Origin of the sequence: Anaeropeptidivorans aminofermentans (genome assembly GCF_940670685.1) — a bacterium.
GTDB lineage: Bacteria > Bacillota > Clostridia > Lachnospirales > UBA5962 > Anaeropeptidivorans > Anaeropeptidivorans aminofermentans.
This window is the reverse complement of record NZ_OW711693.1, coordinates 3062065-3083571: the sequence shown is the minus strand read 5'-3', so window position 1 is coordinate 3083571 and position 21507 is coordinate 3062065. Positions and strand designations below refer to the sequence as shown.

Sequence of the window (21507 nt, the reverse complement as noted above, 5' to 3'; positions counted from 1 at the left end):
GTATAAAAATAGGAAATATGACTGTAGAAGGAAAGGTATTTCTTGCGCCTATGGCAGGCATCACTGACAGGTCCTTCAGAGGGCTTTGCGCTATGCTTGGGGCAGGCCTTACCTATAGCGAAATGATAAGCGCCAAGGGGCTTAATTATAATAATAAAAATACGGAAATTCTTCTGGATACCCACCCTTTTGAAAAAAATACAGGGGTTCAGCTTTTTGGAAGAGACGAGGAAATTATGGGGAAAATGGCGGAAAAGCTTTCGGCATTTCCTCTTTCCGTTATCGATATTAATATGGGCTGCCCTGCAAATAAAATCGTAAAGAATAACGAAGGTTCTGCATTGATGCAAGAGCCTGATCAGATAGCCAAAATAGTAAAAAGTGTTTCTAAGGCTTCCTCAAAGCCTGTAACTGTAAAAATAAGAAAAGGCTTTGACGACAACAGTGTAAATGCTGTTGAAATAGCAAAAATAATCGAAGAAAACGGCGCTTCTGCCATAGCTGTCCACGGCAGAACAAGAGAGCAGTTCTACAGCGGCTCTGCCGACTGGGAGATTATAAGAAAAGTAAAAGAAGCGGTGAAAATCCCTGTCATAGGAAACGGTGATATTGCAGACGGGAAAACTGCGAAGGAAATGCTTTCCTTCACAGGCTGCGACGCCGTTATGGTAGGAAGGGCTGCCCAGGGAAATCCATGGATATTCAAAGAAATCAATCATTATCTTGAAACGGGAGAAGAGCTTCCAAAGCCAAGCATCAATGAAAAGATAGAAATGGCCCTTTTTCATACGAGAATGACCATAGAGCATAAGGGAGAACACATCGGTATACGGGAAATGAGAAAGCATTTAGGCTATTACGTGAAAAATATGCCCGAGGCTTCTACTTTAAGAAATGCCATAAATCAGATGAAAAGTTATGAAGAGATAGAAGCGCTTTTTGAGAAGTATAAATAATTCTTTATTACTGCATATTTTGAAGCACTAAACTTTACGAGGATCGAATATAGTAAATTTAAAACTAAACAGCAGCAAAACGGTATATCCACTTTGACTCAGAAATATTCCGTTTTAAGGGGAGCTCATATTTTTAAGTCTCTTGTAAATAGATGTTTATTACTTCTTTATAAAAATTTACTATAAAAGGATTTTTTATCTTTTAGAAGAAATTCATATTTTTGCCGTTCTGAGGGTTTTCAAATAATGTGTATAAAATTACGAAATAACACTATCCCCTGCCACTATAAATGGCAGGGGATAGTGTTATTTCATTGCCTTAATATACTTTTTAATTTTTTTCTGTCCCCAGTCATAATGGCTTGAGGTTGCAGAGATGATATAAGAGCCTAAGGAAGAGGTTTTCGTCCACTTATAATTCTTTTTTTCAAATAATTCCTCGTTTGTGTGGCTATTTGTTATTTCAGTGATTTTTTCATGGGTACCTGCAAGCAAAGATTTTGCTTCCTTCAGGGACGTATTTTGATATTTTTCCCAGATGGCTTTGTTAAGGGCGGGGGTTTCTTTCCAGGTATATCCCGGAGCGGGCATTTCCGGCGTCTTTCCTGCCATTCCTTCTTCATACCATCTTAAAAACATCAGATGCCATTCATAAAGATGAGTCAAAACATCTCTAATATTTCTGTCTCTGTCTTCAAAGGGGAAAATTCCTTCCTGTTCTGCTTCCGAAAGGGAGGTTATCATATGAATAAGTTTATTGTATTCTTCTTGCTGCGCCTTCAAAAGGGCATTTTTATCTGTTGGCCTTGGCATAAAATCAACTCCTTCAAAATATAATAGCATATTAAAGAGACATGTTATGTCATATTTACAGCAACAAAATGAAATAATACAAGAATTTGTTCTAAGAATTATTTTGTTCAATACATGTGTATTACAGCAATTTAATGGTTACATTATTTAAATAAATTTCTGTGGAGCCGATAAAATTTAAAAATGTATGTTAGTATTAAGAGGGTGCTTAAGATGGAAAGCTATTTTGCGAATGTTCAGTATGTGAAAAGAAAAGAAGATATTCCTATTAAGCATGAAATCATAAGACATGCTCCTGAGAATATTTTTAAATGGTATGTGAAAAAATTTAATCCCTATTTAATGGAAAAGGCGTATATAGGCGACTGTCAGGGTTATAATATAAGCCTGCCTATTATTGAAACGGAAAAGTATGAAAATCAGGAGCTTATTTTAAGGACCCTTGAAAATCTCTATGACGACGGTGTGAGGGTTTTAAATTTCAATGATGATTTTGAATTTATTGAGGAATTTGATTTTTTCAGGCCTAAAGGAGATTTGGCATTTACTTTGCTTTTAAAAGAAGTTTTTATGAAGGCTGTAAGATATACAGGGATTGAGCTTAAATATGCAGACGTATGCATTATAGGAGACGATAATTTTTATACGGAAAAGGCTCTTGGGGCCATATATCCCGAGGTAAATTATCTTACGCTTATATTGCCAAAGGAAATACATCATTTGTTTAGCCAGAAGGTTGAGGCAATATTTTCCGATACGGGGCTTTATATTCAGATTCTCGAAAAGGGAGATCTTTCTTCTGCCGATATCATAATAAATACTTCGGAGGATAAAAGCTTTGACTATGGGTATAAAAGAGGGCTTTTATACATAGAGCCGCCAATCAATGCAAAGAGATTCAGCGGCCTTATTTCTAAAAGAGAAGACATATTTGCCGTAAATAAATGTACAGTGTCGTTTCAGGATTGTGTAATTGATTTATGCAGTCTTGAAGCCTATCTTTATCTTAAAGAGCCTCTATTCAGACGGCTTGTGAAAGGATACGGAGCCTTAAGTGAAAGAAGAGGGGAATTCCATATAGACCTTCGCGGCGCAGGGGTAAAGTATCTATATAGGAACAATACAGAGATTTCTAAATTTAATTTAAAAAAATATCTTATTAAGGCAGGCCGTTAAGGCATATAAATTTTTGAATGGCCCGCCTGCCATTACTGAAAAATGCCTGAAAAGGGAAGGATACGAATTTATTGACATTGTTTTTTATGTATTATATAATAATTAGCAATGCAGAAACCATAATACTTTGGCATACTAGCCCGGGCTTATATAATTAGGCGGCTGTATGTCTTTTAATTTATTTACTAATTGATACAGGGGAGAATAATATGGCTGAAAAAAAGACAGTTTTAACTTATGACGGCCTTAAAAGGCTTGAAGAAGAACTTCAAGAGCTTAAAGTAGTAAGGCGTAAAGAAGTTGCAGAAAAAATAAAAGAAGCAAGAGGCCAAGGCGACCTTTCTGAAAATGCTGAATATGACGCTGCCAAAGAAGAGCAGGCTGAAATAGAAGCACGTATTGTAGTTATTGAAAAGATGCTCAGAAACGCTGAGGTTATTGACGAAGAAGATATCAATACGGACCATATCAATATCGGCTGTAAAGTAAGGCTTTATGATGAAGAATTTGAAGAAGAGGTTGTTTATTTTATAGTAGGTTCTACGGAAGCAAACCCTGAAAATGGTTCTATTTCCAACGAATCGCCTCTTGGCGTTGCCCTTATAGGCAAAACAGTAGGACAGAGAGCAGAGGTTGAGGCTCCCGACGGAATCGTATATTATAAGGTGCTTGAAATAAACAGGAATTAACTTTTGAAAAGGGGCGTAATAACAAATGACGCAGGATGATAACAATCAAAACACTCCGGAAGTTCAGGAGGATATGAACGAGCTTTTAAAAATCAGGCGTGAAAAGCTTTTTCAGCTTCAAAGTGAGGGCAAGGACCCGTTTTTAAATGTAAAATATGATCAGGATATTCATTCTATGGATATTCACAATAATTTTGAAGCCCATGAAGGCAAGGAAGTTCGCATTGCCGGCCGTATGATGACAAAGAGAGTTATGGGCAAGGCTTCCTTCTGTGATATTTTAGACAGGGACGGCAGAATTCAGTCCTATGTAAGAAAAGACGAAATAGGGGAAGAAGCCTATGCTGAATTTAAAAAATATGACATCGGAGACATTTTAGGCATCAGAGGCGAGGTTTTCAAAACCCAGAAGGGTGAAATATCTGTTAAGGCCCATGAGGTAGTCTTATTATCCAAAAGCTTGCAGATCCTTCCGGAAAAATTTCATGGCCTTAAAGACCAGGAAATGAGATACCGCCAGAGATATGTAGACCTTATCGTAAACCCTGAGGTAAGAGAAACCTTTATAAAGAGAACAAATATCATCAGGTCCATCAGACGCTTCCTTGACGGAAGGGAATTTATGGAGGTTGAAACCCCGGTTTTACAGACCATTGCAGGAGGCGCTTCCGCAAGGCCTTTTATTACCCATCATAACGCCTTGGATATGGATATGTATATGAGAATCGCCCTGGAGCTTCCTTTAAAGAGGCTTATAGCCGGAGGCTTTGAAAGGGTTTATGAAATCGGCAGGGTTTTCAGGAACGAAGGCCTTAGCACAAGGCATAATCCTGAATTTACAATGCTTGAGCTTTATCAGGCTTATACCGATTATAACGGCATGATGGAGCTTACGGAGTCCATGATTAAAGCTGTTGCCAAAGAGGTTTTAGGAACCCTTAAGGTGCCTTACGGAGATCATGAAATTGATTTCTCCTTGCCTTTTGAAAGGCTCACTATGGTAGATGCCATAAAGAAATATGCAAATATTGATTTTGATAAGGTGGAAACCTTGGAAGAAGCAAGAGCCCTTGCCAAGGAACATCATATAGAGTTTGAACCCCGCCACGGAAAGGGTGACATCGTAAGCTTCTTCTTTGAAGAATACGCCGAGGCGAATTTAATACAGCCTACCTTTATTATTGACCACCCTATCGAAATATCTCACCTTACAAAGAAAAAGCCGGATAAGCCGGATTATACGGAAAGATTTGAGCTTTTCGTTGTGGGAAGAGAAATTGCAAACGCTTATTCAGAGCTTAACGACCCCATTGACCAGAGAAAGCGCTTTGAGCATCAGGAAGCAATGAGAGAGCAGGGGGACGACGAAGCCGTTCTTATAGACGAGGATTTCCTTACGGCTATGGAATACGGAATGCCGCCTATGGGAGGCTTAGGCATCGGTATTGACAGGCTTGTGATGCTGCTTACAAATGCAAGCTCCATAAGAGATATTATATTGTTTCCAACCATGAGACCTGTAGAGCAATAAAAATATCATTATAATAAAGACGGCTTATCCTTATGCATAAGGATAAGCCGTTTTGGCTTCCGGTAAAAAATATTTGTGCTTAAAGGCTAAATGGATTATAGTAATATGTAATAAATTTCTTATAAAGAAGCAACAAAAACCTATTGATTAAACACTTAAAAACACGGATTTCCCTCGGAAACAATATATTTTTCAGTCTACATGAATATATGGTTTTATTACGGTTTAACTTTAAATTTACTATAGTTAGATAATTTAGGGAAGAGGACGGTTTAATCTTTTTTTAATATTAATTTGTATAGGGTAGAAAAATACTGTTAATATATCTATATAATGACTTAAACACAAATGAATCTATTTAAGTTAATCTTAAAATTCTGATAGTTATTGGCTCAAAGATGCAAATGTGGTATAATGTGAATAAAATCAAGCTTTGCTTGATTTTATTCACGAATACATTTCCGAAGGGAAATGTAAGAGTGATAAGCAGGATTGAGAAGCAACAGAGGTAAAATCAAGCTTTGCTTGATTTTATTCACGAATACATTTCCGAAGGGAAATGTAAGAGTGATAAGCAGGATTGAGAAGCAACAGAGGTAAAATCAAGCTCTGCTTGATTTTATTCACGAATACATTTCCTAAAGGGAAATGTAAGAGCAGAAACTACGGCTATAATGTAATAGAGATAAATCAAGCTTTGCTTGATTTTATTCACGAATACATTTCCGAAGGGAAATGTATGTAATTAGTATAAGCTTTACATATAAATTTTAAATTATGTTTTGGCAGGTGGATATGATTAACCCTGAAAAAATAAGGATTATGGCAAAGCTTGCCATATACGAAAAAAATTACGGCGAAAAGGACCGTAAAGCAAATATGTATTTCAAGCATGATTATATATATTGGAGCAATTTCTGGACCAGGCTTTTTGTATTTATAGGCTGTTTGATTCTTATAGGTCTTTATGTTCTCGATATGGTCTTTGTTAAAGGAGAGGACATTTTTAGTCTTAATTATTATGCAGAGGTCTATAAAGTGGCAGTCTTTATTATATCTATGCTTTTGCTTTATACTGTCATCGGATATTTTTCAGCTTCAAAAAAATATAGAGAAAGTCAGGCTCGCATAAAAAAGCAGCTTGTACTTTTGAAAAAGCTTGACAGAATAGAGGAGAAGGCAAAAGCGAAAAATTCCTTGTCGGAAGGAGATTCACTATTTTATCATGGACCAAATATTGGAGATACGAGAGCTGATAATACTTTATTTTAAAAGATATGAAAGAATGGTTACATTTTCCGCTAAATTTCTTCTTGGAATCATTGTCTATTCTCTTATAGGAAAGATTGGTTTTTATGCACCGGCAGTTTCCTTTCTGTTTAAAGGTGCGCTTTCAATACCCTTAATTTTGCTTCTTGCTTTTTCTTTTATGGTATTGCCGATGAGCATGAGCTATGTATTGATGATTTTATATATCATGGCAGGTCTTTCTCAGAGCCTTGAGATTGCTGCCATATCGGGCCTTGTGCTGTTTCTTATTTTGTTTTTTTACGGAAGAATAGGCGGCAAGGAGAGTGCCCTGATTCTTGCAATGATTCTTGGATATTATTTTAAGCTTCCTCATGCCGTTCCCCTTTTTGCAGGGCTTTATATGGGGCTTTCAAGCTTTATACCGATAGTAATCGGGGTTTTCCTATGGAATTTCTTTCCCTATATTTCCGATATGGCAAAAAGCTATGAAGCCGGCAACATGGAAATAATGGATAAAATCATAGAGTTTTCAGAATTAATATCCTATTTTTTTGAAGTTTTAAAGAATAATCATGACTGGCTTGTTTCTGCATTTATTTTATCCCTTGTCTTCTTTGTGGTGTATTTTACGGCAAGGCTCAGCATAAATTATTCAAAAGAAGTTGCTGTTTTAGCAGGCGCCCTTCTCAATATAATTTTATCTATTTTCTTTTCCATAGCCACAGGAGTTTCTCTGGGAATTTTATCGGTATTCTTCTTTGGCATCCTTTCTGCCGGTTTAGTTCTTGTAATACGGTTTTTCGATTGTGTTCTTGATTATGAAAGGGCCGAACGGGTAGAATTTGAAGACGATGAAAATTATTATTATGTGAAGGTAATACCGAAGGTTATTTCAGATCGTTCTTATAAACCTAAAAGAGCAAGAAGAGTAAAACGGGAAACGGATAAAGCAGAGGAGCTTCCGCCGGAATAAAATGAATAGCAATAAAAATATATTTTCATAAAGGGCTTAAACATATAAAAGTGCTATATTTAAGTCCTACATAGTTACTAAACTTGAAAATATGTTTGATAACCATGAAAAACGCTTCCATAACAAGCTTTATAAACTTGTGATGTATTATTTTTAAGCTTACTTAACATAAAATATATAATTTTTGTTATTATTCAATTTTAAATTTACCATACTCAGCAGCAGTAATTATTGATGTATAAATCGTTAAAAATAAGGCCGGGTGTTTATTATGCTGAATGCAATTAAAGAAAACTTATCCACATATTTGAATAAATCCTTCGCTACCTTTGATATTTCAAGCCTGAGCGTTACGAGGATTTCTTTTATTGATATAATTGACATAATAATTGTAGCTTATTTTATCTATAAGATTATATTATGGATAAAGGAAACAAGAGCCTGGTCCTTATTTAAAGGCGTAGTAGTGATTCTGGTAATGGCAGCGGTTGCCTTAAGCTTTGGCCTTACTACGGTTTCATGGCTTATTAAGACGGCGATAAACGTGGGAATTTTAGCTATTATAATCCTTTTCCAGCCGGAGCTTAGAAAAGCCCTTGAGCAGCTCGGAAAAGGCAGATTAACCATACCGTTTTTCGGCGCTCTTGAAAAAGACTATGTTCAAATATCGGAAAACACCGTAGATGAGGTTATAAAATCTTGCTTTGCTATGGCTAAGGTTCGAACAGGTGCCCTTTTACTTATTGAAAGAGATGTTAAGCTGGGAGATTTGGAGCAGACAGGCATATCCATAGACGCTACTATTTCATCTCCCCTTCTTATAAATATATTTGAGGACAAAACCCCTCTTCATGACGGAGCTGTTATTATCAGAAATAATAGGATAGCCGCGGCTTCCTGTATTCTTCCCCTTACTCAAACAGAGATTGGAAAGGAGCTTGGAACAAGGCATAGAGCTGCCGTAGGCGCAAGCGAGGTTTCCGACTGTATCGCTATTGTTGTTTCCGAGGAAACAGGGGGAGTAAGTATCGCCATAGGCGGCAAAATAAAGACGAGGCAGTCTCCTGAGGATTTAAGAAGACAGCTTTTAGGTGATGCGGCAAGAAGCGAAAAGAAAAAATTCAGCTTTTTAAGGAGGCATCATGACAATGTTTGAGAAGATAAAAGCGCTTTTTACAAATAATATATTATGGAAGGGCGTAGCCCTTGTTATGGCTGTGATGCTTTGGCTTATAGCTGTAAATATAGAAGACCCTGTTTTGGCGGAGGATTACCTCGTTCCCCTTCAAATTATAGGGATGGACGCTTTAAATCAGAATGACCTTGTGCTTTTAAACGAAGATGCCCTTAAAAGTGCCACTATCAGAATCAGAGTTAGAGCCACTAGAAAGGTGCTTACCACAAGGCTTTCCAAATCGAATATTTCAGCTTATATCGATATGAAGAATTTTACCGTTGTTTCTCCGGATAAAATAGGTAAAGAGCTGCCGATACAAATAGACTTTGATATACCGCAAACCTTAGAAGCAGAAACGGAAATATTAAAGCTTACACCCAGCAGTGTAAATGTTATATTAGATTATTATGAAACGAAGGAAGTTCCCGTAAACATCATTATTTCCAAAAAGCCTGCCCAGGGCTATGTTGCGGGAGAAGCCGCCTTAGACCCTTCTGTCATTAATGTGAGCGGTGCTAAGAGTATTCTCGATTCTATAGAAACTATAAACGTTGAAGCAAGCCTTGACGGAGCCACGGAAGATTATCAGGACCTTTTAAAGCCTGTTGTAACAGATATAAACGATAATGATATAACCAACAAGGTGAAATTAAGTGCTCTTGAGGTTTCAGCGAATATACCTATTTATAAGCAGGGCCGTATTCCTGTGAAGAAGCCTGAGATAATCGGGTACGCAGCCAATGGATATACCATAACCAATGTGAAAATCGACCCTGAATTTATAGACGTAGTAGGTAAAACTGAAGAAATCGAGGCACTTAAGGAAATTGCCATAGAGCCTGTAAGCATATCCGGGGCAAGCTCCGACCAGGTGTTCACAAGAGACGTCAGAGATTTCCTACGGCCCACAAATCTTAATGTTAAAAACGGAACACCTCATGAAGTAACGGTTACAGTCTTTCTTGAAAGAGAAATAACAAAGACCTTAAGTGTGGAATCTTCTACCCTTGCAGTTATAGGTGACAGGAATAACGCTACATTCGATGAAGAGATAAGCGTACAGCTTAAGGGTGTTGAAAGGGTAATGGCCTCTATAGATGATAACGGACTTTCAGGAAGCTTTAATATAGAAAACCTTGAACAGGGGACCCATTATGTAGATGTTGAATTTATACTTCCTGAGGGGGTAACTATAGTAGGCGAAACACCGCAAATAAAAGTAATTATAGGTGAGGCAGAGGAGGCGGAAACGCAACCCCCAACCGAAACAAATATCCCGCCTACGGAAGAACCTTCGGAACCGCCGGAAGAAGAGCCTTCCGAAACACCACCAGAGCCTTAAATTACAATAGGGACAAAATCAGAATATCAAACCTGATTTGTCCCTTATTTAATATTTATAAGAAATTTGCTTTTGTTATAGTAAATCCTCTTATCTTATAAGGGAAGTAGTAAAAACTCATTCACTATGGATTCAAAAATACGGCTTTCCTTCGGAAACAGCACATTTTGAACCAAAGTGAATATATGCTTTTCATTACTGTTTAACTTGAAATTTATTATAATAGGATTGCAGCAGATTTTTGGGCTTAAAAAGGCTCAAGACTTGCATTACTCCAAGCTTTCGTTTTAATATGCTGTAACCGGTGGAATTTAATTAATATTTTTTTAATATTATATAAAAACGCTTTCCGTTAGAAAGACGTTCATGTATAATATGAAAAAATTCTTCTATATTTTTTTATTAGGAGGTCAATATGGGTAGATTATTTGGTACTGACGGTATTAGAGGCGTTGCAAACAAAGAGCTTACGCCGGAGCTTGCATTTAAGCTCGGAAAGGCCGGCGCTTATGTGCTTACGAAAGAAAAAAGGCGCAAGGCGAATATAATAATAGGAATGGACACGAGAGAATCAGGAGATATGCTGGAGGCCGCTCTGATAGCAGGCATGTGCTCCGTAGGAGCGAATGTCATACCTTTAGGGGTTATCCCTACGCCCGGCATGGCTTACCTCGTAAGGCATTATAAAATGGACGCAGGGGTGGTTATATCCGCATCCCATAATCCATCAAAGGACAATGGCATAAAGTTTTTCTCAAGCGAAGGCTACAAACTTTCCGACAGCCTTGAAGACGAGATAGAAGATATTATAAAAAATTCTTATGACAGCCTTCCAAACCCTTCGGAAAACCTGGGAAGAAAGATGCTAAGGCACGACGCAGTATTAAATTATGTTGACTTTATCGTAGATCAGGCGGAAGACATAAATTTAGAAGGCATGAAAGTAGCCATTGACTGTGCCAACGGCGCTACATATCAGGCGGCCCCTATGGTAATGAAGAATCTTGGAGCCGACGTACATACCATTCATGCATCACCAGACGGAATCAATATCAATAAAAACTGCGGTTCAACCCATATGACTTCTCTTGTGGAATACGTAAGAGATAATCATATGGATATCGGCATCGCCTTTGACGGCGACGGCGACAGATGTCTTATGGTAGATGAAAATGGAAAGATTGTTGAAGGCGACGAAATGATGTCTATTTTCGCAACTTACTTTAAAAAAGAAGGAATTCTTAAAAATGATACCCTTGTTGCTACAGTAATGAGCAATTTAGGCCTCTTCCACATGGGCGAGAAAAACGGCATTAATATTGAAAGGGCTTCCGTAGGAGACCGCTATGTTCTTGAAAGAATGCTTGAAATAGGTGCATGCCTTGGCGGAGAACAGTCAGGCCATATTATATTCCTTGACCATAATACAACAGGAGACGGAATTCTCACGGCTGTACAAATGCTTAAAATCATGCATAAAACAGGCCAGAAGCTTTCTGAGCTTAATACGGTTATGAAAGTGCTTCCGCAGGTTCTTATCAATGCCAAAGTAAAAGAGGAAAATAAAAAGGATTTTGACAAAAACCATGAAATAAATTCAGCGGTTGCAGAAGTTTCTGAAAGGTTTAAAGACAGAGGCAGGGTTCTCATAAGGGCGTCGGGAACAGAGCCGCTTGTAAGGGTAATGATAGAAGGAGAAGACCCTAAGGAGCTTGAAAAAGAAGCTCGTAAGGTTGCAGATTTAATTGAACGTATTCTAGGCTAACTGGGGGAATAATATGTGCGGGATAGTTGGTTACATAGGCGATAAAAAGGCAGTTCCGGTACTTTTGCACGGGCTTTCAAAGCTTGAATACAGAGGATATGATTCGGCCGGAGTGGCGGTTCTTCATAATGACAATATAAATATAGTGAAAACAAAGGGAAGGCTTAAGGCTCTTGAAGAAATTCTTGAAAACAAAAGCCTTGAAGGCTCTTTGGGCATTGGCCATACCAGATGGGCAACCCACGGCGCACCTTCGGATATTAACAGCCACCCCCATTTAAGCCAAGGCTCTTCTGTGGCGGTTGTTCATAACGGAATCATAGAAAACTATCTTTATCTGAAAGAAGAGCTTGAAGAAAAAGGTTATAAATTTGTTTCCGAAACGGATACGGAAACGGTGGCTCATTTAATCGATTTTTATTTAAAATTGGGAATGGAGTTTTTAGACGCCGTAATAAAGGCTGTAGATAAAATAGAAGGCTCTTATGCTCTCGGGGTAATATGCGACAGCTACCCGGATATGCTGATAGGCATAAGAAAGGATAGCCCTCTTGTGGTAGGTCTTTCAGAAGGGGAAAATTTCATTGCTTCGGATATGCCGGCTATTTTAAACTACACAAAGGATATTTACCTTTTGGAAGAAAGAGAAATAGCCGTAGTTAAAAAAGATGGGGTTACCGTATACGACAGGAATAAAAATGTCGTAAAAAAAGAAATATTTAAAGTAAACTGGGACGTTGAAGCTGCTGAAAAGGGTGGATTTGACCACTTTATGCTAAAAGAAATATACGAGCAGCCAAAGGTTGTTAAGGATACTTTTTCGGGAAGGCTTAAAGAAGACGGCATTGTTTTAGACCATATTGACCTTAATATGGAAAATGTCAACAAAATATATATGTCCGCCTGCGGCACGGCTTCTTATGCAGCAGGAATAGGAAAATCCGTCATAGAAAGTATTTGCAGAATCCCTGTTTTTACCGACATAGCAAGTGAATTCAGATACAATAATCCTATTATAGATGAAAAAACCCTTGTTATCGTAGTGTCTCAATCCGGCGAAACAGCCGATACTCTTGCTGCATTAAGGCTTGCGAAAGAAAAAGGGGCAAAGACCCTTGCGGTTGTAAATGTTGTTGGAAGCTCCATCGCAAGAGAAGCAGACTATGTTTTATATACGGTTGCCGGACCTGAAATTGCCGTAGCAAGCACAAAGGCATTTTCCGCCCAAATAGCCGCTATGTATTTACTGGGGCTTTTCTTCGGTCTTAAGCTCAATAAAATTTCTATGGAAGAATACAGAGGTTATGCCAGTGAGCTGAAAGAGCTTCCCCAGAAAATGAATACCGTCCTTCAAAAGGCAGGAAAGCTTAAAGAGCTTTCCGATAAATACCTTAACGTTAAAAATGTATTTTACATAGGAAGAGGCCTTGACTACCTCATAAGTCTTGAAGGCTCTTTAAAGCTTAAAGAAATAGCCTATATCCATTCGGAGCCGTACCCTGCCGGTGAGCTTAAACACGGCCCCATAGCCCTCATTGAAGAAAGCACTCTTATCGTAGGCCACCTTACGAGAAAAGAGCTTTTTGAAAAAACCATTTCAAACCTTAAAGAATGTAAGGCAAGAGGGGCGAAAGTATTTGCTATTACCACAGAGGATAACGGGCTTATAGGAAGCACCGCAGACGATGTATTCTATATCCCAAAAACCAGCTATCTCTTTAGCTCCATTCTTTCCAATATTCCCCAACAGCTTTTCGCCTATTACATGGCTTCAGGCCTTGGCAATGACGTGGATAAACCGAGGAACCTGGCGAAGTCGGTGACGGTGGAATAAATAAAATAAATTCAAAGTAAAACAGTAATAAAATTGCCTTCATTTAATTTTATATATGAAAGCTTCATTATTTGTTTCTGTATAAAGGCAATTTCATTATGCTTTCGAAAGAAATCTGTGTTTTTGAGGCTTTGGGTTCTTCTTCTTTATGAAAATTTACGATACATAAATCATGACCACCCTTAAAAGGGTGGTTTGAGCTAGGCCTGTAAGGCCTTGTTACCGGCCAGCATCTCAAGATGCTGGCTTTCACTTAAGTTCAAGCCCCTATGCCCTTGCCTCTTTTGCTTAGCCCTTAAGGGCTATTTGTATTACCAGCTAACCCCTAAAGGGGTCTTCATATTCTTTGACACTCAGCTTATCTAGAGCAATGTCATGTTGCTCTTGTTCTCTGATGTATTTCTGGATGGTAGCTTCGTTCAGTCCTACCGTACTGACATAATAGCCAACTGACCAAAAATGCCGATTCCCAAACTTGTACTTCAAATTTGCATGTCGATCGAAAATCATCAGGGCACTTTTCCCTTTTAGATATCCCATAAAACTTGAAATGCTGATCTTTGGTGGAATGCTCACTAACATATGCACATGATCTGGCATCAGGTGACCTTCGATCAGTTCTACGCCTTTGTAGCCGCATAACTCTCGAAGAATTTTCCCAATCGACTCTCGATATTGATTGAAGATGATTTTACGTCTATACTTTGGAGTGAACACAATGTGATATTTGCACATCCACTTTGTGTGGGACAAACTATTATGTTGGTTTGCCATTGAAACACCTTTCCTTTCTGCATAGTGGCTTGAACACTCACTATTCTATTGGAAAGGTGTTTCTTGTGGTAGAACCTTTTGGTCCTCTACCCGCATAGCGGGTAGTTTTTTGTTTCGCACGCTATGCGAGCTCAACTGGCTTAAGCCATAAAATAAAAAGGCAGCTATGGCTGCCTTTTTTAATATATAAAAGAAAACACATGAGTGAACCTGATGCTTATGATATACTCTATTCTATAGCTTTATTTCAGGAGGTATAAAATGGATATTGCGCATAAACTTGAAGTCCTTAAAAAAATAGCACGGGAGTTTAACAATAAAGGAATAAACTGGGCTGTGGGGGCCTCTTTGCTTTTATATTTTAAAGGGATTTCAGATACCTTTAACGATATTGACATTTTGGTTTCTGAAAAAGATGTGGATAAAGTTAAGGAAATACTTCTTCCCTTAGGAGAAGGCAAAGAAAGAATTCCAAATGATGAATATAAGACGAAATACTTTTTGGAATATATTATAGACGGGGTAGAATTTGATATTATGGCAGGCTTTATCATCGTATTTGGAGGAGAGGATTATTACTTTCCTATTGAAGAAGCTAACATAGAAGATTTTACGCTTTTGAACGGGATAAAGATTCCTCTGCAATCGGTTTCAGAGTGGCGAAATTATTATTATCTTATGGGGCGGACAAAAAAGGTTAAAATGATAGATGAATATAATAAATCGAATTAAATCCTTTTTAAAATCTTATAATATTAAATATTAAAAGATTAGTTTGTGAAGGATTATGGTAAATTTATTATGAAGAAGTAATAAAAGTTTGTGTGAATATACTGCTTTATTACCGTTTTTTAATCTACTATATTTGATTTTAAGTAATTGCTAAGGCTTTCTAAGTATGTATGGTAGTTTCTTGCAAAGAAGTGATATAACCTATCGCTAATAGATTAAAAATACGGATCTTCTTCAGAAAGAATATATTTTTGAGTCAAATGGAATGTAGGGTTTTGTTATCATTTAACTTTAAACTTATTATAAGCCTTAATTTATTATATAATAACAAAAGTAAAAAGCAGCAAAAGCCCATGGGCTTTTGCTGCTTTTATTAAAATCATAAAATCGATAATTAAATTATACCGGAGGCATTTAAAAATATTTATATTAATTCTGTGCTTTTGTTGCAAGAAGAGCCTGCTTAAGCTCTTGCTCGATATTATAAAGTTCTGCTTCTGCGGCAATTCTATCCTGGCGGCCTTTTTCCTGAATTTCAAGAATGCCGTTTATGGTGTCTATAAGGTCTTGATTTGTCTTTTTAATGGTATCTATGGATACGATGCCTTCTTCGCTTTCCTTTGCTACTTCAAGGGAGCCCTGCTTCAGCATTTCGCTGTTCTTTCTCAGAAGTTCATTGGTAGTTTCCGTAACTTTCTTTTGTGTTTCCAAAGCGGCTTTGGAATTGGCAAGGCCTAAGGCAATGACCATTTGATTTTTCCAAAGGGGAATGGAATTTACGATAGAAGACTGGATTTTATCCGCAAGCTGAGCGTCATTATTTTGCAGAAGTCTTATTTGGGGGGCCATCTGCAAAGAAATTGTACGGCTTAGCATAAGGTCGTGGATTTTCTTTTCAAACCTATTTGCGGCGTTTATCATATCATTAAGCTTTTGCGCGTCAACCTCATCTCCGCTTGCTTCGGCTTTTGCCCTTAAAGCAGGGATTACTTCTTCATTGATTTCTCTAAGCTTTTCTTTACCGGCTACAATATATAAATTAAGCTCTTTAAAATATACGTAATTGTTTTCAAACATCAAATCATATAATTCAATGTCCTTAAGAAGCTGGCGGCGATGATTTTCAAGATTATCGGATATTTTATCTATATTTGTTTCCGCCTTGTTAAAATTTGCAACCATTCTATCCATGGTCTTCTTTGCTCCTGATAAAAAGCTGAAAAAGCCTTTCTTTTCTTCTCCTGTGGCATCAAAATTTTGAATTTCAACTACAAGGTTAGAAATAAGCTTTCCTGCTTCACCAAGGTCCTTTGTTTTTACGTTTCTAAGAACCGAGTCTGAAAACTGTGCGATTTTATTTTGAGCGGAGGCTCCGTAGGTTATTATCTGACTGCTGTTTGTAATGTCTATTTTAGTGGAAAATTCTTTTACGGCATTTTTTTCTTCTTCAGTGAGGCCTTCAAAAGAGAGGGCGTTGCTTTCGGTTTTCGCTTCCTTTTCAATAGAATTCAATGTATTTGGCACAAGCTCCGGACCCGGGGAAAGTTCTAATTTAATCTCTTCCATTGTATATCCTCCTTTAAGTTGATTTTACCCATATATATGGAAATTAAGCCCTTTAAATGCAAATAATCAGAAATAAAAGGGCATTGATTTATTTTATCATTTTATGCTTATGAAGTACAGAATAAAAGAAAACCGATGGATAAAGCGCTTTAAGTTTTCAACATCATTTATATAAAATTAATATTCATGCTTTTTGTATGTTAGCGTAAAATACAGAAATTCTTAAAGAAATGTATGAGAAAAAACAAGTTTATGCTATAATATAATTATTCAGTGAAATTAGACTGCTAATATACCATTAAAGGAATGATGAATTTGAGTGAAACCAATAAAACGGCTGAAGAACTGATTAATGAGAGATATGTAGTGGAAAAAGAGGCCACTTGCCCGGTTTGCGAAAGCCATTTTAAACATTCCATAGTGCGTAAGATAAAAATAAAAAACGTGGGTTCGGATATTGATTTAAGGCATTATTATGAGCCTGTGGACCCTTTGTATTACGACATAACCACCTGCAGCCAATGTGGATACGCCGCCGATGCCATATTTTTTGATACTCTTAAGAGGGCTCAAAGGGATAAGCTTGTTACTGAGCTTAGCAAGCAGTACACTTCGGTAAAGTATCCTGCAGTCTATACTGCAAAGGAAACTTTAGCAATGATAAAGCAGGCATTTTTCTGTGCCGATATAAAGGAATCGCTGAAAAGCGAAAAGGCCTATTTATGTTTAAAGACCGCATGGTTATTCAGAGACCTAGGGGATAAAGAAAAAGAAATGAAATTTTTAGAGTCTGCCGCATTAGGTTTTGAAGCTGCATATACCGAGGAGGAATTTCCCATATGCACAATGGATAACTATACTTATAGATACTTAATAGGTGCTATTAACTATTTATGCGGTGAGTATGAAAAATCCTCAAGATGGATATATGAGATTGTAGCGGAGCAAAATATTAATCCAAGGCTTAAAAAGAGAGCAGAGGATCTTAAAAACGATTTAAGGCAGAAAATAGCCGAAGCGGCAGAAAAAAAGAAAAAAGAACAGTAAATACATATAGTAAATTTCAATGGCAAAAGAGTTTCCCCATAGATTGTAAAGATATAAACCATCTTTACAATCTATGGGGAATTTTCATTCTGGTATAAGTTTCAGGACAAAATAATGAAAGATTCGATTAAAATTGTCATAGTTAAATGGTGTGGATTTGTGTTTTTGGTTTTTACGGAAATTTACATAATGCAAAAATTTGAAATTACTTAAATCTAACAAATTAGAAGTTTTGCATATAAATTATCGATTTAAAGCCTTGTTTTATATTTAAAAAGTATATAAAAATTAAAAATAATCAGTAGGATAACAAAATCCATGTTAAGGTATTGCATAAACGATACTTAACTGGCATAATATGTGGTAACAGATTCAGTTAAAAATCGTCATGATAAATATACCAGTATAAGCTTTGGGAAACAAAGGATATTTATAAACTACTGTATCCTTTGATAGGGACAGACGGATCTTATTCTTCTGTTTGCCAGATTATAGGTATAATCAGGCGATTTAAGATATTTATATGGAAGCTGATTGAGAATTCAGGTTGTACTTAATTAAATTATCTGGTATAAATAATAGTGCCGGATATATTATTTTACATATCTGAGCCTTTATATAGATTGTGGGGGTACTGGATGAACGCAGATTTTGGCGTTAGAGTGGATAAGAAAGTAAGCATTCCTATTCACGAGCAGATTTATATGCAAATAAAGAATCAAATATTGGCAGGGGAACTTGCAGTAGGCGATAAACTTCCAAGCGTAAGACAGATGTCAGACCTTATAAATGTAAATAGGCATACCATTTCAAGAGCTTATCTGAAGCTTGAAGAAGAAGGTATTGTGGAGACCTTTGCATCTTCCGGCACATTTGTGAAAGGCGGAATGGATGTAGCGAAGCAAAAGCAGACGGAAACGCTTCTGGAGATTATATCGGAGCTTTTTCAGAAGGCAAACACTTTGGGCTTTGACAGCAATGAAGTCGTTGCCATGGCCTTTGCCGAAATGATTAGGGGCGACGCGCCAAAAAGGAAAGGCCTTTTTGTAGACTGTAACCCTTATGCTCTTAAGCAATATATCGAAGATGTTCAAAGAGAGGTAGAGCTTGACGTAGATGGTATTTTGCTTGACGATGAAAGGCTTATAAAAGGCGGGGAAGGCCTGGAGCTTGAAAAATATGACATTATTATGACAACCATAGGCCATTATGCCGAGGTAAAAAGCAAGCTTAAAAAAGAAAATATATATGCCCTTGATTTCGGCCCTTATCTTTCGGTGGTCAATCAGATAAGACAGCTTGACAGCTCCTTTAATATTGCAATCGTATGTATAAACCCCAGCGGAACAGAAGGTCTTTTAAATGTACTGGTCGATTTGGGGATACCAAAGAAAAAGCTTTTTACCGCAAGCCTTAACGATATGGAAGATTTCCATACTGTAATGAACAATGTGGAAGTTCTCGTAGTATCAAAATATGCTTTGCAAAAAGACAGGGAAGCCTTCGAAGAAACAGGAAAAATCATAATAGAATATAAAAATGCTTTACAGGCCACATCTGTAACAATGCTTAAACAGATTTTGGCCATGTACGAAAGCGAACAGGCAAAACGTGCCATATCAGGAGCTTCCAGCAAAAAATAAAAAGAACCGGAGCGTTGAATTATGAAAAATCAAGAGAGGATAATAGTCGGTGTGAACTTAGGTTCTACCTCCAGTGAAGCAGGAGTAAGGCTTTCAGACGGAAGGCTTTTAAAGAAGAAACTTTCCCATAGTGAGTCTGAGCTTAGTCTTCCCGTAGGGGAGCAAATTGATTTCAGATATAAAGCAATTAAAGATTGGCTTAGGGAGGAAGGGGCAGATATTTCAAAATGCGGAGCCGTTGCTTGCCGTGGCGGAAGGCTCCGCCCCATACCTTCCGGTACATATGAGGTGAATGACGAACTTCTTTCGGACTCTAATAGAACAACAGAGGGCGACCATGCCTCTCGCCTTTCAGTTTTTGTAGGGAAAAGACTAGCAGAGCAATCCAATTGCCCCGTATTTGTAGTAGACCCTATTTCAGTAGACGAATTTAGCCCTGTGGCCCGTATTTCCGGCCTTAAAGGCACAGAAAGAAAATCTTTAGGCCATGCGCTTAACTCAAAATATGTTGCAAGAAAGCTTGCAGAAGATTTGGGAAGAAAATATGAAGAATCCCGTTTTTTAATTGCCCATATGGGCGGCGGAGCAAGTATTTCCCTCCATATTAATGGGAAAATGGTAGACCTTATAAATGATTTTGAAGGGGCATTTACGCCGGAGCGCTCAGGAAGCCTGCCTATGACGGAAATGCTTCGCCTCTGCGGCAATAATCCCATTGAAACGGTTTCAAAATGGGTGGAAGGCTCAGGCGGAATCTATTCTTATTTAGGAACCAAACGTTTTGATATTTTAGAAGAAAAAGCAATGGAAAAAGACGAGGAATGTGAAATTCTTCTTGAAGCCTATGTATACCAGCAGAAAAAAAGCATGGGCGCTCTTTTAGCCGTTGCAGACTTCAAGATAGACGGAGCGGCTCTTACGGGAGGAATAGCCCATTCCCAATATGTAACAAAGGAATTAAGCGCTGTGCTTTCGCCTTGTGCCTCTGTCAGAATTTATCCCGGAAGCTTTGAAATGGAGGCCCTCATTGAAAGAACCTTAGGCGCATTAGAAGGAGAAGTAGAAAGGCTTCATTATCCTTCGGGGAGGGTATTATGAGCATCAATTTAAATATATATTATGAAAAAATAAAAAATTCCAAAGCCGGATACAGGCTGGCGGTCGCTGCCCCCTATGACGGCGTTATTATAAGAATGCTTGAAGAAGCTTATAAAGAAGGCATTATAAAGCTGTGGCTTGTAGGAGAAGAGGAAAAAATCAAAACCGCCCTTTCTTTGAGCGGCCTTAAGGAAGAAGACGTAAATATGATTCCTTCCAGGACAGAAGACGCTGCAGATATAGCGTGTAAGCTTATAAATGACGGAAAATGCGATATTTTAATGAAGGGCAGTATCCATACCGATGAGCTTCTCAGAGGGATTATAAGAAATAAGCTGATGATGCCGGGCCGGAGGATTTCCCATATATATGCGATACACAAGCCCGATGGAAGCGCTCTTTTCATATCCGACCCAAGCATTGCAATCAAACCTTCTTTAGAGGAAAAAATACATATTACGGATAATACCATAGATTTTTTAAAGAAGCTTGGCATAGAAAAGCCTCGTATTGCAGTAGTTTCAAGTGTGGAAAATGTAAACCCTAAAATGGAATCCACTGTGGACGCTAAAAACCTTACGGAATGCTTTAAATCAAGGAACGACTGCTTCGTATACGGTCCCTTAGGCCTTGACAATGCAGTATCTCAGGCGGCTGCAAGCCTTAAAAAAATTGAAAATGACGTAGCCGGCAACGCAGATGCACTTATTATGCCGGACCTTGATTCAGGAAACTTACTTTGCAAAGGGCTGATTTACATTGCAGGATTGCCTGCTGCCGGGGTTTTATACGGAACCTCCTGCCCAGTGGTTTTTACCTCCCGTTCGGCAAGTGAAGACGAAAGAATGCGAACCCTTTATCTTGCATGCTTGAATTATGAGCTAAGCAAAAATAATGCATAACAGTCTTACGTGAATTTGCTTTTGTTTAATCAGTTCGTTTAAACAAAATCAAATCTGCGTATACAGTAAAATAGCCTTAAGGCAGTAACAAAAACCTATTTTTCATGAACGGCTCAATATAATAGAAGCACTTATATTAAACCATTCATAGTCAACAAAGCTGAAAAGGTCTTTGCTGACTATAAAAGAACGTTTACCTGAAAACTCTTTACAGCTTCTCTATAAATGTTTTCAGGTT

General features: G+C 37.7%; 18 protein-coding genes. 15 read left to right on the top strand and 3 right to left on the bottom strand.

What is annotated here, in order from left to right:
* The first annotated feature begins 2 nt into the window (after positions 1-2).
* A complete protein-coding gene (dusB, locus tag NBX03_RS13000; protein WP_250230281.1) occupies positions 3-956 on the top strand; it encodes a tRNA dihydrouridine synthase DusB in 954 nt (317 codons plus the stop codon).
* 306 nt (positions 957-1262) lie between these two features.
* On the opposite strand, the gene NBX03_RS12995 is transcribed toward dusB, so the two are convergent.
* Positions 1263-1769: a ClbS/DfsB family four-helix bundle protein gene (locus NBX03_RS12995; RefSeq protein WP_250228193.1), complete on the bottom strand. Its 507-nt coding sequence runs from the start codon at positions 1767-1769 to the stop codon at positions 1263-1265.
* Positions 1770-1982: 213 nt separating this feature from the next.
* Here NBX03_RS12995 and NBX03_RS12990 point away from each other — a divergent pair, with 213 nt between their 5' ends.
* The 9 genes from NBX03_RS12990 to glmS all read left to right on the top strand — a co-directional run bounded on the left by NBX03_RS12990 (position 1983) and on the right by glmS (position 13507).
* On the top strand, positions 1983-2945 hold the full coding sequence (locus NBX03_RS12990; RefSeq protein ID WP_250228192.1) for a hypothetical protein: 963 nt from the start codon (positions 1983-1985) through the stop codon (positions 2943-2945).
* A gap of 209 nt (positions 2946-3154) precedes the next feature.
* A complete protein-coding gene (greA, locus tag NBX03_RS12985) occupies positions 3155-3634 on the top strand; it encodes a transcription elongation factor GreA (RefSeq protein ID WP_250228191.1) in 480 nt (159 codons plus the stop codon).
* A 25-nt stretch (positions 3635-3659) separates the two neighbouring features.
* Positions 3660-5165: a lysine--tRNA ligase gene (gene lysS / locus NBX03_RS12980; protein ID WP_250228190.1), complete on the top strand. Its 1506-nt coding sequence runs from the start codon at positions 3660-3662 to the stop codon at positions 5163-5165.
* A gap of 795 nt (positions 5166-5960) precedes the next feature.
* Positions 5961-6437, top strand: coding sequence for a hypothetical protein (locus tag NBX03_RS12975; protein ID WP_250228188.1), 477 nt, complete (start codon positions 5961-5963; stop codon positions 6435-6437).
* A complete protein-coding gene (locus tag NBX03_RS12970; RefSeq protein WP_250228187.1) occupies positions 6391-7389 on the top strand; it encodes a hypothetical protein in 999 nt (332 codons plus the stop codon). Before NBX03_RS12975 ends, NBX03_RS12970 begins: the two co-directional genes overlap by 47 nt.
* A 271-nt stretch (positions 7390-7660) precedes the next feature.
* Positions 7661-8545, top strand: a complete 885-nt coding sequence (gene cdaA / locus NBX03_RS12965; RefSeq protein WP_250228186.1) for a diadenylate cyclase CdaA — start codon at positions 7661-7663, stop codon at positions 8543-8545.
* Positions 8532-9908, top strand: a complete 1377-nt coding sequence (locus tag NBX03_RS12960) for a CdaR family protein (RefSeq protein WP_250228185.1) — start codon at positions 8532-8534, stop codon at positions 9906-9908. The genes cdaA and NBX03_RS12960 overlap by 14 nt, the downstream gene beginning before the upstream one ends.
* Positions 9909-10323: 415 nt before the next feature.
* On the top strand, positions 10324-11673 hold the full coding sequence (glmM, locus tag NBX03_RS12955; protein ID WP_250228184.1) for a phosphoglucosamine mutase: 1350 nt from the start codon (positions 10324-10326) through the stop codon (positions 11671-11673).
* Positions 11674-11686: 13 nt separating this feature from the next.
* Positions 11687-13507 carry a glutamine--fructose-6-phosphate transaminase (isomerizing) gene (glmS, locus tag NBX03_RS12950; RefSeq protein WP_250228183.1) on the top strand — a complete coding sequence of 607 codons (1821 nt, stop codon included), beginning with the start codon at positions 11687-11689 and terminating at the stop codon, positions 13505-13507.
* Between the two features lie 318 nt (positions 13508-13825).
* Here the strand turns inward: glmS and tnpA are convergent, their stop codons facing one another.
* Positions 13826-14281 (bottom strand): IS200/IS605 family transposase, encoded by a 456-nt coding sequence (tnpA, locus tag NBX03_RS12945; protein ID WP_250227317.1) that lies wholly within the window; start codon positions 14279-14281, stop codon positions 13826-13828.
* Between the two features lie 261 nt (positions 14282-14542).
* Between tnpA and NBX03_RS12940 the strand changes: the two genes are divergently transcribed.
* On the top strand, positions 14543-15013 hold the full coding sequence (locus tag NBX03_RS12940; RefSeq protein WP_250228182.1) for a nucleotidyltransferase family protein: 471 nt from the start codon (positions 14543-14545) through the stop codon (positions 15011-15013).
* Between the two features lie 429 nt (positions 15014-15442).
* Here NBX03_RS12940 and NBX03_RS12935 read toward each other — a convergent pair whose 3' ends face one another.
* Positions 15443-16579, bottom strand: coding sequence for a toxic anion resistance protein (locus NBX03_RS12935; protein WP_250228180.1), 1137 nt, complete (start codon positions 16577-16579; stop codon positions 15443-15445).
* A gap of 315 nt (positions 16580-16894) precedes the next feature.
* Here NBX03_RS12935 and NBX03_RS12930 point away from each other — a divergent pair, with 315 nt between their 5' ends.
* The 4 genes from NBX03_RS12930 (at position 16895) to NBX03_RS12915 (ending at position 21269) form a co-directional block, all read left to right on the top strand.
* On the top strand, positions 16895-17626 hold the full coding sequence (locus tag NBX03_RS12930; protein ID WP_250228179.1) for a DUF2225 domain-containing protein: 732 nt from the start codon (positions 16895-16897) through the stop codon (positions 17624-17626).
* 638 nt (positions 17627-18264) lie between these two features.
* On the top strand, positions 18265-19269 hold the full coding sequence (locus NBX03_RS12925; protein ID WP_250228178.1) for a GntR family transcriptional regulator: 1005 nt from the start codon (positions 18265-18267) through the stop codon (positions 19267-19269).
* Between the two features lie 21 nt (positions 19270-19290).
* On the top strand, positions 19291-20367 hold the full coding sequence (gene buk, locus NBX03_RS12920) for a butyrate kinase (RefSeq protein ID WP_250228177.1): 1077 nt from the start codon (positions 19291-19293) through the stop codon (positions 20365-20367).
* A complete protein-coding gene (locus NBX03_RS12915; protein ID WP_250228176.1) occupies positions 20364-21269 on the top strand; it encodes a phosphate acyltransferase in 906 nt (301 codons plus the stop codon). Before buk ends, NBX03_RS12915 begins: the two co-directional genes overlap by 4 nt.
* The last annotated feature ends 238 nt before the right edge of the window (positions 21270-21507 follow it).